Source organism: Exiguobacterium sp. UBA3968 (genome assembly GCF_002385115.1).
GTDB lineage: Bacteria > Bacillota > Bacilli > Exiguobacteriales > Exiguobacteriaceae > Exiguobacterium_A.
Genome location: NZ_DGCW01000005.1, coordinates 455590 through 469591, shown reverse-complemented (window position 1 = coordinate 469591; position 14002 = coordinate 455590). Strand labels below are relative to the sequence as shown.

The following is a 14002-nucleotide window of genomic DNA, read 5'->3' as shown; positions in this document are numbered from 1 at the left end:
TCAACCTCCAACCTCTTAGTGACCGACTTTCATATATTCCTCAAGAGTCTGTCCGTTATTTTTAATTTGTGTCGCGACATCGACTCCGACATAACGAATGTGCCATGGCTCATACGTATAACCCGTCCGCGACTGGAAACCACGGTCGTAACGAACGATGAAGCCGAACTTCGCTGCGTTATTCGCGATCCATTTTCCTTCTTTCGTATCACCAAGAGCGGCTGTTAATCCATTACCTACACTTGGTGCCGAAATATCAAAAGTGAGACCTGTCTGGTGTTCACTGTGACCAGGGCGTGCTGAATATTGATCAGCAGCTGCCTTGCCGTCACGTGCGACATAATTATTATACAATACTTTTTGACGTGCGCCGGAACGGAATCCGCTGACAGCGTTCAATGTCACGCCTTCTTTTTTAGCAGCAGCGAACATCTTTTCCATCTGTTTCGCAGCTGGTGCTCGCATGTAGCTTTGTTCAAGTACACCCGAATAGGAGAAGCTGACGTTTGGAACGACGAGATCCGACGGCTTGTAGTCGATTGGCAAGCTATACTTCTTGTTGACGACGACGAGCATTCCAAGCGAAAGATCGGCTTTGGCATCTGCTGATTTATCGACGTCTGGCGTCTCATCTTCTGGTTTCGATGGTTTTTCCTGCTCTGGATCCTGAGACGAACTATCCGGTTTATCCGTCGATTCGTCCTTTTTGTCTTCTGTTTTGTTCTCTGCTGCAGGTGTATCCTCTTTCTTTTCTGTTTCATCCTTCGTTGCCTCATCCGAAGATCCTTGGTCCTCTTGTGTCGTCTCATCGGATGATTTGTCTTCAGATGACTTGTCTTCTTGTTTTGCATCTTCTGACGTATCGTCTTTCGTTGTTTCATCTGTTTTGTCTGTTTTGTTTGTTTCTTCTTTGTTCGTGTCTTTTGCTGTGTCTTCTTTTTTCGTTTCGTCTTTTGATTGTGTTGTCTCATCTGATTTCTGTTCAGTTTTCGTCGTATCGTCCGCTTGTTGATCTCCAGGATTACATCCTGCAAGGAGAAGCGCTAACGTACTAACGGTTACGATTTTTTTCATGAGTAAGACCCCTCTTCTTTATATGCTTCTCTATGTTACCGCTAATTGTTCCATCCGTCGAGCCTACTTCCAACAGATGGACTAAGACCCTACCTTACTTCAGCTTCTTTATTTTCGCAAATGATTCTGACTTTGTCATCGGTCGTTAGTACCAAGTGCTAAATTTTACTGTTCAGGGTGCAAATAAAAAAAGCGGAACCGATTCAATAAAATCGATCCCGCTATTGTTGTACATCTTCACGCTTCCGTTAAGAGTGCTGCGTCCGTCTCACTCATCTTCTCGTAGATGTCGTGCCAGTTTGGGAACACCTTCGGCAAACGAATCGGTCGGAAGTTTTCCTTCTTGACGACGACATGTGTCGTCTTTGCCGATACCGCAAGTTTTCCGTCTGGATGCTTGACGGTATAACCATAAATCGTCCGTAAGCCATCGTAATGATCAATCCAGACCGTGACGACCGCCGTATCACCGTACGTCAACGAGCGCTTATAATCGAGATTGACATTCGTAACCGGGGAGACATAACCCGCATCTTCCATCTCCTTGTAATTAAGACCCAAGGACTGGATTAATTCTGTCCGTGCCAGTTCCAGATAGACGAGATAGTTCGAATGATAGACGATGCCCATCATGTCCGTCTCGGCGTACCGAACAGGTATTTCAATCGTATGCATGTAGCTTCCCCCTTAAAAATCCTCTTTTTCAAGATAGGACCATTCTGAACCGGATAAGCTAACTTTGTCAATTAATCGCATCGATTGTTTCGCGATCGCCTGTTCGACAATCGTGATCGCCGCCCGTGCGTTTCCGTTCGGAACGACATCGATTTTCTCGGTAAGCGTCTGTCGCGCGTCCTCCGTCAGCTCATATCCGAATCGTGCCGCATATCCTTCAATGATTTGAATCAACTCGTCTGGCGAATAATTGGGGAAGTGGAACGACCGCTTGAAGCGCGACTTCAATCCCGGATTACTCGCGAGCAAGGCGTTCATTTGTTGCTCGTAACCAGCAAGAACAACAACGAGATTGTCTTGATGTTTCGTCATCTCATCCACAAGCGTATCGATTGCTTCCTTCCCAAAGTCATTTGCTCCACCGTTTAACGCATAGGCTTCATCAATGAATAAGACACCACCCAGCGCGTCTCGAATCGCGTCGCGTGTCTTTTGCGCGGTCTGTCCGACATATCCGGAGACGAGGTCAGCTCGGCTGACGACTTTCAAGTGTCCGCGTTTTAAATAGCCGCATTGTCGTAAGACATCGGCATAAAGCTGAGCGACAGTCGTCTTACCGGTTCCACTATTGCCGCTAAAGACCGCATGCAGTTCGACCGGTAATACCTTATAACCGGCTTCACGACGGCGTTTTTGCATTGATAATAAGGCTTCGATCTGTTTCAATTCATCCTTTAGATCAGACAATCCGACGAGCGAAGCGATCCGTTCTTCCACCGTCGCGTCCGGTTCTTGCACCATCTCGAAATCTTCTTGTTCGAGTAAGGCAAAGTCTTCGTGACTGGCACTCTCTCCAAGGCTTGCTCCCTTCTTGAAGATCGCATCAAGCACGATATTGCGAACCGCCCGTCCGTTTCCGAAACTCGCGTCGACGCGCTCCCGCTCGAGCCGACCGAGCAACGCCCGCTCTGCTTGTTCCGTCAAGACGTAATCATTTGCCGTCGCAATCGAGCGTCCGATCGCGAGCAGCTCTTGATCCGTATAGTCTGCAAGCAGATAATGATTCGATTCCGGGAAACGGCTTCGTAGTCCGGGATTTGCCTTCAGGAAATCACGCATCTCTTCCGGATAACCAGCGAGGACGACTGCAAACCGTCCCGCATATTCCCCACTCGTCATCGCAGCGACGAGCGTATCGATCGCTGCCTGCCCATAGTCGTTCCCACTTTGTCCGGCACGCTTTAAGGCGTAGGCTTCATCGATGAAGAGTACACCTCCGACAGCTTCCCGGACTTTGCTCATGACTTGTTCTTCCGTTTGTCCGACGAAGGCACCGACGAGCGACGAACGATCCGTCTCGACGACTTCTGGTCGTTCGAGTAGTCCGAGTTCATGGTAGATCTTCGCCATCAAACGGGCAAGCGTCGTTTTCCCGGTCCCCGGGTTCCCCATGAAGATCATGTGTAGCGATGGTTGATCACTTGAACGATAGCCGTCTTCCGACCGTTTTTGTTGGTACTTCAAAAAACGATACATGTGGTGGACCCGTTGTTTAATGTCTTCGAGACCAATCATCGCGTCGAGTTCCTCGAGTGCTGATCGTTCAACTTGTTTGCTTTCGACGGGAAGTAAGGCAACGACACGCTTAAGATCCTGAATCGTCGTCGCCTTCAATTCCGTCATCTCACGGAACGCTTCTCGGGAATAGAAGCGTTCTTGTAAGCTATCGACGAATGTCTGCGCCGTCTGCTCGAGCGTTGCACTCGAACGTAGCAATGCCGTTCCAGCATCGAACAGTTCCGTCCAGCGTTCGGCATCTAGCCGACGAAGTCGTTCTGTCAGTTCGACGATTTGATCCGTCTCCTCGACGATTTGGCTCGCTTGGAGAATCAGTTCCTTTGTCGCAGATCGTTTTGCGTTTGCATTGTCCGTCTCACGAATCGTCGGGAACGTATGCGCGACGAGACGCTGATACGTACTTTGTAGTTGTTGCTCCGTTAATAACTGCTCAAGACGTGCTGGCAAGCGACCATGCTGACGGATTTCTTGCATCCAGCTCTCAGCTAAGGCGTCCAGTCGTCCTGTCATGATATAGCGATGCTCGACAAGTAACGCTAAGATACGGACGAGTGCTTCCGTTTCTCCAAGTAGCCGACTACTTTGGGCATAACGTAGCGCAAGCACCTCCTCAACTTTCGCGCCCTCTTCCCACGCCTTGATTTGATTGAACATCTCCTCTTTCGAGAATGCTTCCATGTTGAACCTCCTGCGTCTCGAAAAAACCGACTTTGTCCGCTACCGTTTCGTAGCGTCATCGCCGGTCGTTTCTTGTTTATTTTGCTTTTAGCCATTCCTTATCGAACGTATCAATTGTCTCAAAACTCTTCATCTTGACAGAGTAGAACAATTTACCATTATTGCGTGATTCGGCACCGAGGACTTTCGAACGGTCAGATGCGATATAATACGTCGCTTGTTCCTGGTTGTTTTCTTTATCGAAGATCGATGGATACTGTTTGATCCATTCTTCAGGAACCGTGCTCGATGGTTCTTTTTTCACGTAAACGTCCGCAGCCATCCCTGCAATGTCTGCTTCTCCCTCGACTTGTCCAAAGTCCCCTTTTTTAATGAAGGCGAGAATCTGTTCATTGAATCCACGAGAGAGGAATGGACGCGGCGCACTGACGCTTTTGCCTGCTTTCGTCTCATTGACTAACTTCCCTGTCGCATCATACTCACGGAACATTGTGCCGTTCCAGATCGCAAGCGATCCTTTTGACGGTCCGTCTACGACTTCTGTCCGAAAATGCCCTTTGTCGTCAAACACGACTTCATATGTCCGGGCTTCGAGCTCATCTTTTTTCGTTGCGAGTTTCTTCTCGACATATTGAATGCGTGTCATCGTATAAAACGGTTTGACCGTTGCGGCTTTTTCATCGCTTGCGGTCTGCGTCTTGTTCAAGAGATAAAAATTGTAGGCAAGGAGGATCGCCATTGCCACGATTGCTACTGCAATCCACGTGCTCGTTCGTTTCGTCATGCCATGTACACCTTCCTAGCTCAAGTCTCTATTCCCTATCATCGTATCGGTTTTAAAGGGGAAATACAAAGGGTTTGTCCAAGATTTCACGATTTCTGAGTAAATTCGTCAGACTTTTGAACAAATCAGAAAACGTTCAGGACGACAGAAAAAGGCGAACCGAATGAATTCGGTCCACCCTTAATTACGTTTACGCTTCCTTCGGCGTCAGCGAGACGATCATCGACTCATCGACCAAGTAATAACTATGATGTGGCATTTCACGTAAATAACCATCCTGAAACAACATCGCACAGTCGACTTGAAACGTTTTGCTATACGGTTTTAAAGGAAGTTTTTTCACCCGGTCAAAATAGCGATCGACAGCAACCTGGACATGATCCATCTCATAGACGAGTTCCCGGTCTTTTGCTTCCATGATGGTGAATGTCTCACGCGACATGTAAAACACTTGTGTCGAGCGTGCTTTCAAATACGGCTCCAGCTGTTTCAGGTCGATCCGCTGCTCATTATCCAGAAGCACTGTCCGATTCGTCCCTTTCGGTAGTTCAGATTCAAACGCATGCGTCGCTTGTTTGACTTCATCAAGCGTCACGTCACGCATCGGCAACGGTCGGTCTTCCTTCGGTTTAAACCACTTCTTGAATCGATTCATCGAATTCCTCCTCTCGTCAAAAAAAGGTGGGGTTTCCCCCACCTTTGATTAGACAACTTATGCTTGTTGGAGACGCTCACGAAGGACCATTGGTAAGATCCCGCCGTGACGATAGTAATCGATGTCGACTTCTGAGTCGAAACGAGCAATCGCTTCGAATTCAGTGACTTTTCCATCTGCCGCTGTCGCTGTGACTTTAACGATGTCACGTGGACGAACAGACTCATCGATTGCGATACTGATCGCTTCTTCACCTGTTAGACCAAGTGTTTCAGCTGTTGTGCCTGCCACGTATTGAAGTGGAAGAACACCCATCATGACGAGGTTTGAACGGTGAATCCGCTCGAAGCTCTCCGCGATGACGGCTTTGACGCCGAGTAAGTTCGTTCCTTTTGCTGCCCAGTCGCGTGAAGAACCCATACCGTAGTCTTTACCAGCGAGGATGACGAGACCTGTACCATCTTCTTTGTACTTCATCGCAGCATCGTACATCGCCATCGTTTCGCCTGTTGGCCAGTACGTCGTGAAGCCACCTTCTGTACCTGGTGCTACTTGGTTACGGATCCGGATGTTCGCGAACGTTCCGCGCATCATGATTTCGTGGTTACCACGACGTGAACCGTACGAGTTGAAGTCTTTTGGTGCAACCCCTTTGTTGACGAGGTATTGACCGGCTGGTGTCGTTTTCGAGAATGAACCAGCTGGTGAGATGTGGTCCGTCGTGACCGAGTCAGCGAACTTACCGAAGACACGGAGTCCGTTGAGGGCTTCGACTTGACCCGCTTCCTTCGCGAGGTTCTCGAAGAACGGTGGGTTTTGGATGTACGTCGACTCACCGTCAAAGTCATACTGATCGCCTGTTGGCACGTCAAGGTTGTTCCAGCGTTCGTTTCCTGTGAAGACTGAATCGTATTCTGCACGGAAGCTTTCTGGTGTGACGACCGTGTTGATGATCGTTTGGATCTCATCACGTGAAGGCCAGATGTCAGCGAAGAAGACTTCTTGTCCGTCTTTGCCTGTTCCGAGTGACGCGTTCATGATATCGACGTCGACTGTTCCTGCAAGTGCATATGCGACGACGAGTGGCGGTGAAGCCAAGTAGTTCGCTTTGACGAGCGGGTGGACACGACCTTCGAAGTTACGGTTTCCTGAGAGGACAGACGAAACGAGCAAGTCTGAACCGAGGATCGCATCTTCAACAGCGCGGTCAAGTGGACCCGAGTTACCGATACATGTCGTACAGCCGTAACCGACTGTGTTGAAGCCGAGTTCGTCGAGATACGTTTGGAGTCCTGATTTCTCGAGGTAATCCGTAACGACCTTCGATCCTGGCGCAAGCGATGTTTTGACGTATTTCGGAACTGAAAGACCGAGTTCGATCGCTTTTTTCGCGACGAGTCCCGCACCAATCATGACGTATGGGTTTGATGTGTTCGTACAGCTTGTGATTGCAGCAATCGCCACATCACCAGTACGCATCTCAACCGCTTCGTCTTCGAACTGAACGACTGCGACTTTGTTTGCTTCTTCTTCTGCAAGTCCAAATCCAGCGTTTCCTTGTGGAGCCGTCAACGCTTTTTTGAATGATGTATGGACATCCGTCAAATCAATCCGGTCTTGTGGACGTTTTGGTCCAGCAAGCGCAGGAACAATCGTTGAAAGATCGAGTTCGACCGTTTTCGTGAACGTTGGATCTTCGTTTTGTGGCGTGTAGAACAAACCGTTTGCTTTCGAGTAGTTCTCGACTTTTTCGATCAATGCTTCATCGCGACCTGTCAAACGAAGGTACGTCAATGTCTCTGTATCAACTGGGAAGAATCCACATGTTGCACCGTATTCTGGCGCCATGTTTGCGATTGTTGCCCGGTCAGAAAGTGACATTAAGTGGAGTGATGGACCGAAGAACTCGACGAATTTACCAACGACGTTCTCTTGACGGAGCATTTCCGTTACACGAAGGGCAACGTCTGTTGCTGTCGTTCCTGGGTGCATCTCACCTGTAATACGAACACCGATGACTTCAGGTACTGGGAAGAATGACGGCTGTCCGAGCATGCCCGCTTCCGCTTCAATCCCACCGACTCCCCAACCGAGGACGCCGAGACCGTTGATCATCGTCGTGTGTGAGTCTGTTCCGACGAGTGTGTCCGGATAGACATCAACTGTACCGTCTGCTGTTTCCTTTTCAAGGACGACAGATGCCAAGTACTCGAGGTTGACTTGGTGAACGATTCCTGTTGCTGGTGGTACGGCACGGTAGTTGTCAAATGCTGACGTTGCCCAGCGAAGCAATTTGTAACGCTCTTCGTTACGCTCGAATTCGAGATCCATGTTTTCTGCAAGTGCACCAGCAAAACCGTAGGCATCGACTTGAACCGAGTGGTCAACGACGAGGTCTACTGGTACTTCTGGGTTGATGACCGATGGGTCTCCACCGAGATCTTGCATCGCTTTACGAAGTGATGCGAGGTCAACGACCGTTGGAACACCTGTGAAGTCTTGAAGGATGACGCGTGACGGTTTGAACGGAACGTCGACATCATTCGAAACTTGAGCTGTTCCCCATTTCGCCAAGTTCTCGACGTGTTCACGTGTGATCGAACGACCATCTTGTTGACGAAGTACTGACTCGAGTAGGACACGAATCGAATATGGAAGGCGTTTGACTTCCGTCAATCCGAGTTCTTCCAATTTTTCAAGACTGTAGTACTGATAATTCTTACCGTTTGCTTCAAACGAACGGCGTGCGCCAAAGACATCTTGCGACACATCTGTTTGCTTCATGGTGATTCCCCCTTTAAGTGTTCACGACATCAAGCCCCTGATACCGCTTACTTGTACAGTTCTATCATAGTATAATATGGATTCCGTTACAATTTGAAAGAACAAAAGACTTTCGATAAGTTTTACTTATTGCCGATATTAGAAAATTATTCTGTTGTCCTGTTCTTGCCATATTTCCAGTCATGCGTTTCCATTTAGAATGTTCAGGGTACTTAAAAAGTGTAGTATGATATCCGATTCTTGTGGAGGCGTTTATTATGGCGAAATATAAAAGCGATGCAACGCACGTCATTACGACGATTATTTTCAATGATTTAGAAAAAGCGCAAACAGGCTTCGCGATGATCAAAGACCTCGAAGCGATCAAGGAAATCGACATGGACCAGATGGTTCTCGCAAAACGCGACGAAGCAGAGGGGTTCTCTTTCATCGATGCGATCGACTTCACGCAACAGGATCAATCGTTCAAGGGTTCATTGATCGGCATGGCAATCGGCGTCATCGGTGGTCCGTTCGGGATGCTCGTCGGTTCCGTCGCTGGCTACTTGATTGGTGCGAATCGGGATGAGAAAAACGAACGAGATTCGTTTGATTTGTTTAACCGGACACTGAATCAGATCAATCCCAATCATTACGGTGTCATCTTGATCAGTGAAGTCAACGAAGATTCAGAAGCCGTCAATGCGATTGCCGCTGAACTCGGAGCGACGATTCGCCGGACAGGTGAGACATTGCCGGATGGTGCCGTCTAATCAAATCAAAGTTGTCATCTTTACGTTCTCGTTTTAAACGGGAGCGTTTTTTAATTCGTGAATCACCTGTTTTGCTGCCTCCTGCGTCGTGTCAGGATCGACTTTATATAAAGCATTTTGTTGCACGGATATGAGGATGTTTTTGTAGCTGATGATGATAAGATCAGACTGATTCGATAGCTTTTGATTAAGCCCTTTGTAGCCATCACTTGATTGATACTGCATCACGTCATTGCCTATGTATCGATCTGTATAAGTAAAATGGATCGCTAACCGCGTATCTTGTTTTTGATTTTCAAAATAAAGTGTCTCTTGTGTCGACGGTGTGTCTATCGTTCCGTCAACGGTTAACCAACGTCTCTTCCCAAAACTCAATGATCGATCTACAGCCGTGAAATCTGAACCTATCGTACTTGCCTGCAACTGAAATTGATCCATCTTCAAGTGTTCATCCATATACTTGAACAGCTTTTCATACTGAACAGGATGTAAGATGGGATGTTTTGTCTTCTGATTCGTATGAGTAGTAGTTTTGACTTCTACTTTTTTCTGTTCCGTCGTGACCGCCTCATCCGTACATCCTACACTTAAAAATACACTCGAAAATAGGATCGCCATGTTTCGCTTATAGCGCATACACTATCCTCCCCTTTTGAAAACACCCTGATATCACTTTGCCTTAAAGTTGTATAGCGGTTTAATGATCTCGACGACATCGACCGTTTCTTTCGTATTGCGAATGATTTCGTCCATCGGTTTATAGACGAAAGGCGACTCGTCACGCGTCGACGCGACGACAGAACTTGACCAGACATCGGTCATCGTCTTTTCGAATGCATCGAGTTCAACTGTTTTGAACGCTTTAGATCGTGACATGATGCGTCCTGCTCCGTGTGGCGCGGAATAATTCCAATCAGGGTTTCCTTTTCCGACGACGATCAAGGAGCCATCGCGCATGTTCATCGGAATGATTGCCCGCTCGCCGGCTTTCGCAGAGATGGCACCTTTTCTTAAAATCATCGCATCAAGATCAATGTAGTTGTGGATCGTATCGAACTGATCCACTACCGTCCATCCCATCGCCTCGAAAATGACTTCGGTCATCGCTTGACGGTTTAATGCTGCGTATCGTTGGGCGATCTTAAGATCATGGAGGTAACGCTCCATCGTTTCTCCGGAAACAGATGCTAAATCTTTGTTAAACGTAGATCGTTTTTCCTTCAATTGCTGCAAGGTCGCCTGAATATCCGATTCGCGCCCCTGCTGCTTTAATTCCTCAATGATTTGACCCGCATCAAATTGGAAGCGTGCCGTCTCGGCTTCTGCCTGATAATGTTCAGCGATCGTCTTCCCAAGGTTGCGACTGCCGGAATGAATCACGAGATAGCGCTGTCCTGCTGCATCCTGGTTCAGTTCGATGAAATGATTCCCTCCACCGAGCGTCCCGATCGACAACCGTGCCCGTGTCTCGTTGAACGGTGCAAGTACTTGATCAAACGGTACCTGTTCTGACAATGGATGGGCTTGCTGACGCACCGACATGCCACTTGGAATGAGATGCTGGATCGTTGCGTCAAGCTCTGCAAAGTCGATTGGTCCCTGTCCAGCAAGTCGTGTACATAACATGCCGCAACCGATATCGACACCGACGAGATTCGGTACGACCTCGTCCGTCACATGCATCGTCGTTCCGATGACGGACCCTTTTCCAGCGTGACAATCCGGCATGATCCGAACGCGACTATCTGTCGCAAATTGTTCCTCCAACATGGCTGTTACTTGCTTAATCGTCAGTTCGTCGACGTTGTCCGTGAAAATCTTTGCTTCCCCATATGTGCCTTGAATCGTTTTCATTCGATTATTCCTTTCTTATCCATTTAATTATTTTGCTGTTTCTTGCATGATTTCAATGAATTGTTTCGTCAGTGTCGTCGGTCCCGTCTCCGTCAACCAGACAAAGGCTGTCGTACTCGCGGCACCTGACAGGTATGTCTGATGCAGTCCTGCCGTGTCCAGTTCCCGCAACGTACTCTCCGGCAATACGGTCACAGCCTTCCCCTTCCGAACGAGTCCGATTAGCGTCAAGACGTCAGAACACGTCTCTTGCGATACGACACCGAGCCGTTGACTTAATGTCTGAAAAACACCAAGTCCTTCCTGACTTGGAATGATGAGATCCGCTGTCGGATGATCAGGGTGCCAGACTTGATGAAACGGTTCTTCCTCCATCCATTCAATCGAGACGCCTTTCGCATCAATCGGCAGACGGACCAACGCTGCATCAAGCGACCGCTCTTTTAACCGTTCGATGAGCGCACTCGATTCTCCTTGGTGGACTTGTAAGATAATACCAGGATGTCGTCGTTTCATCTGTTCGATCCAGTCAACAAGCCGACTGGCTGATAACGTGTTGACACCAATCCGCAAAATCCCTGTTCGTCCGGCTTCGATGTCGCTTAATTCCATTCGTGTCTCCTGCTCAAACTGTAGCAATGAAACCGCCCTTTCATATAAGCGGTTGCCGCTTGGTGTGATCCGGATTCCGCGCCCTGCCCGCTCGATTAGACGAACGCTTAACTCTTCTTCCATTCGTCGGATTTGTTGCGTCAAGGCAGGTTGTGCCATTCTTAAGCGCTCCGCTGCTCGTGTGACAGATTGTTCCTCGACGACCGCACAAAAATAGCGGTACTGACGTAAATCCATACTCATCATCTCTTTCATATGTTTTCATGTATAAAGATATATGAATCATAACATCAATCATATGCTATGATGCAGGAATATCTTCAGTTTAAGAAAGGAGCTTTTTCATGAAACAAACGACTTCTACTTTCCAGTGGATCGTCTTCTTACTTGCGAACACGATTGCCTTACCGATCGTCGTCGCTAGTCTGTTCGACCTCTCCTCAGTCGAAACAGCTGCCCTTGTCCAACGGTCGTTCTTTGTAGGCGGGATTGCCTGTTTCCTACACGGCGCTTTCGGCCACCGGCTTCCAATCGTATCGGGACCTGCCGGATCATGGGTCAGTATCTTCGTTGTCATCGCCGCACTACCGGTCGATTCAAAAACAGCCTTTACGATTGCGATGGCAGCCGTCGTAATTGCCGGTATCGTCCTTATCATTCTCGGTTTGACAGGATGGACAAAATACTTATTACCCGTCTTCACACCGCTCGTCAGTGGAACATTTTTGCTCTTATTATGTATTCAATTGACAGGCGTCATGCTCGGTGCCGTTCTCGCCGTCGAGGCAACACGCCTCGCCGGAATCGTCACGTTCTTGCTCGTGCTCGGACTCAGTCAATTCGGACCGAGTCGCTTACGTCCGTTCGCCTTGATGATCGGAATTCTCGTCGGTTGGCTCGTCAGCCGTCCGTCACTTCCTACGTCGTCTAGTTTGTTTGCACCACCGCAAGCGTTACCGTTCGGATGGCCACAGTTTGACGGCAGTGCATTCCTTGTCGCGATTCCGTTCGCGATCTTGCTCGTCGTCAATTTGATCGCTGCTTTAAGCGCCGTCGAAGCAACACTTCAAAAACAAGGACGTCTGCACCAAGGCTTGTCGATCGAAGGTGTCATTCATTTACTCGCTGCTACGTTCTCGACGCTCGTTCCCGTGCCATTACCCATCACGAGTGGATTCATCGCACAAACGGGAAGCCGGAAACGTCGCCCGTTCTTGATTGCCTCACTCGTCATCGCACTGATTGGTTTCTTCCCAAGCTTGATCGGGATCATAGCAACATTGCCGCGGAGCGTCGCGAGTGCAGCGTTGCTTGCGACATTGCCGCATATGTTTTTAATTGCCTGGCAGTCAGCGGAAAGTAACATGGAGAACAGCCGTCGTCGCCATGCGTTTGCAATCAGTGCCGTCATCGGCATCAGTATTTTGTTGCAATCGACCGTCATCGCTGAAGTCCTGCCTTTGACGCTTCGTCCGTTTCTCAGTAATGGATTGCTCGTCGGAACGATGCTTGTGCTCGGTTTCGAAATTGTCGAAAAGGTTCGTTCACGTCGTGCAAAACAAGCGGATCGATTGGCGAGCTGATTTAAATGGTAGTCAATCTTGATGACGGACGATTTCGTTATCCTCGCTTTCCTCAGGCGGGAAGTAAGCCGCGGCATCTCGCATTCCATGCAATACTGCCGGGTCTTCCCTTTCCCTGACGGAAGCGTTAATCGCGCTCCCTTTTCCTGTAAGAGTCGAGGATGAACGTCTCATCCAAAATCATTCAAACAGCAAGGGAGTTCGATTCCGAATGTGTTTCGGTTATCGAGCTCCCTTGCTGTTTACTTATTTAATTCGAATGACACGATCATCTATCAATTCCGTCCTTCCACCGTCATCGATTATTAAAAATACTTCCTTAGCGTTAAAGGTTGTCGCTTGAATATATTCTCTCACTTTATCTTGAAGACGATAGTCATGATGTTCTGGAATTTGTTCTAGTTCCATGATGTGAATACTAAAAACTAAACTTACATCACTGTAATTTTTTGTAGCTTTTTTATCAATGTTTTTTTTGGTTTCTTCTAAAAAGTGTTTCCGTCTCTCTTCTAATGTATCCAAACTGCTTAAACGAGTTCTCCATATACCCTTTTTATTTAAGGATTTTGCAATTTCAACTTCTCTCGGACCATCTATATAAGATGTAAATTCGAGTTTTTCGATTAAACCGTCTTCTAATTTCATCAATGCATCATATCCTTGGTTCCCAATGATAATCTTAATTTGAGCATTTTCAGGAAAATAAACTGATTTCGAAAAAATATAAGCTGGAATGTATTCCTCGATGAACTCTTTAAACCTTCCTTTTTTCAATCTGATTAACTCAGTGATCTGACGATTTTTACTAACTTCTTCTTTTATGTAGTTATAGTATTCATCCATCTGTTTTTTATTTCGAAAACTTGATAAGTCATCTAGCACTTTGAAGTATTCTTGCAATCTTCTCACTCCTTTATTAGATATAATAAAGAACGCGATTGTTAAACCGCGCTCTTTCATAAAAACTTGTGAA

General features: G+C 47.7%; 12 protein-coding genes. 2 read left to right on the top strand and 10 right to left on the bottom strand.

All coding sequences use genetic code 11. From position 1 onward, the window contains the following. Window positions 1-15: 15 nt before the first annotated feature. From B3S86_RS04030 to acnA, 6 genes are all read right to left on the bottom strand, one after another. Complete coding sequence (locus B3S86_RS04030) at window positions 16-1074, bottom strand: D-alanyl-D-alanine carboxypeptidase family protein (protein ID WP_290749366.1); 1059 nt, start codon at window positions 1072-1074, stop codon at window positions 16-18. Between the two features lie 237 nt (window positions 1075-1311). Then, window positions 1312-1749, bottom strand: a complete 438-nt coding sequence (locus B3S86_RS04025; protein WP_035408645.1) for an acyl-CoA thioesterase — start codon at window positions 1747-1749, stop codon at window positions 1312-1314. A 12-nt stretch (window positions 1750-1761) separates the two neighbouring features. Beyond that, window positions 1762-4005 carry an AAA family ATPase gene (locus tag B3S86_RS04020; protein ID WP_035408647.1) on the bottom strand — a complete coding sequence of 748 codons (2244 nt, stop codon included), beginning with the start codon at window positions 4003-4005 and terminating at the stop codon, window positions 1762-1764. Window positions 4006-4081: 76 nt separating this feature from the next. Next, window positions 4082-4789 carry a hypothetical protein gene (locus B3S86_RS04015; RefSeq protein WP_035408650.1) on the bottom strand — a complete coding sequence of 236 codons (708 nt, stop codon included), beginning with the start codon at window positions 4787-4789 and terminating at the stop codon, window positions 4082-4084. A 190-nt stretch (window positions 4790-4979) separates the two neighbouring features. Beyond that, on the bottom strand, window positions 4980-5444 hold the full coding sequence (locus tag B3S86_RS04010; RefSeq protein ID WP_290749328.1) for a DUF3939 domain-containing protein: 465 nt from the start codon (window positions 5442-5444) through the stop codon (window positions 4980-4982). Between the two features lie 57 nt (window positions 5445-5501). Then, on the bottom strand, window positions 5502-8228 hold the full coding sequence (acnA, locus tag B3S86_RS04005; RefSeq protein WP_035408655.1) for an aconitate hydratase AcnA: 2727 nt from the start codon (window positions 8226-8228) through the stop codon (window positions 5502-5504). A 257-nt stretch (window positions 8229-8485) separates the two neighbouring features. On the opposite strand from acnA, the gene B3S86_RS04000 reads away from it, so the two are divergent. Further along, window positions 8486-8980 (top strand): hypothetical protein, encoded by a 495-nt coding sequence (locus B3S86_RS04000; protein ID WP_035408657.1) that lies wholly within the window; start codon window positions 8486-8488, stop codon window positions 8978-8980. Window positions 8981-9013: 33 nt separating this feature from the next. Here the strand turns inward: B3S86_RS04000 and B3S86_RS03995 are convergent, their stop codons facing one another. From B3S86_RS03995 to B3S86_RS03985, 3 genes are read right to left on the bottom strand one after another with little or no spacing between them, the layout of a single operon-like run. Further along, window positions 9014-9616 carry a hypothetical protein gene (locus B3S86_RS03995; protein WP_035408660.1) on the bottom strand — a complete coding sequence of 201 codons (603 nt, stop codon included), beginning with the start codon at window positions 9614-9616 and terminating at the stop codon, window positions 9014-9016. A 33-nt stretch (window positions 9617-9649) separates the two neighbouring features. Then, a complete protein-coding gene (locus tag B3S86_RS03990; RefSeq protein ID WP_035408663.1) occupies window positions 9650-10834 on the bottom strand; it encodes an RtcB family protein in 1185 nt (394 codons plus the stop codon). 27 nt (window positions 10835-10861) lie between these two features. Then, entirely contained in the window at window positions 10862-11683 is an 822-nt protein-coding gene (locus B3S86_RS03985; protein ID WP_290749320.1) for a LysR family transcriptional regulator, read from the bottom strand. Between the two features lie 107 nt (window positions 11684-11790). Between B3S86_RS03985 and B3S86_RS03980 the strand changes: the two genes are divergently transcribed. Further along, window positions 11791-13029, top strand: coding sequence for a purine/pyrimidine permease (locus tag B3S86_RS03980; protein ID WP_290749317.1), 1239 nt, complete (start codon window positions 11791-11793; stop codon window positions 13027-13029). 246 nt (window positions 13030-13275) lie between these two features. Here B3S86_RS03980 and B3S86_RS03975 read toward each other — a convergent pair whose 3' ends face one another. Further along, window positions 13276-13929: a hypothetical protein gene (locus B3S86_RS03975; RefSeq protein WP_290749314.1), complete on the bottom strand. Its 654-nt coding sequence runs from the start codon at window positions 13927-13929 to the stop codon at window positions 13276-13278. Window positions 13930-14002 lie beyond the last annotated feature (73 nt).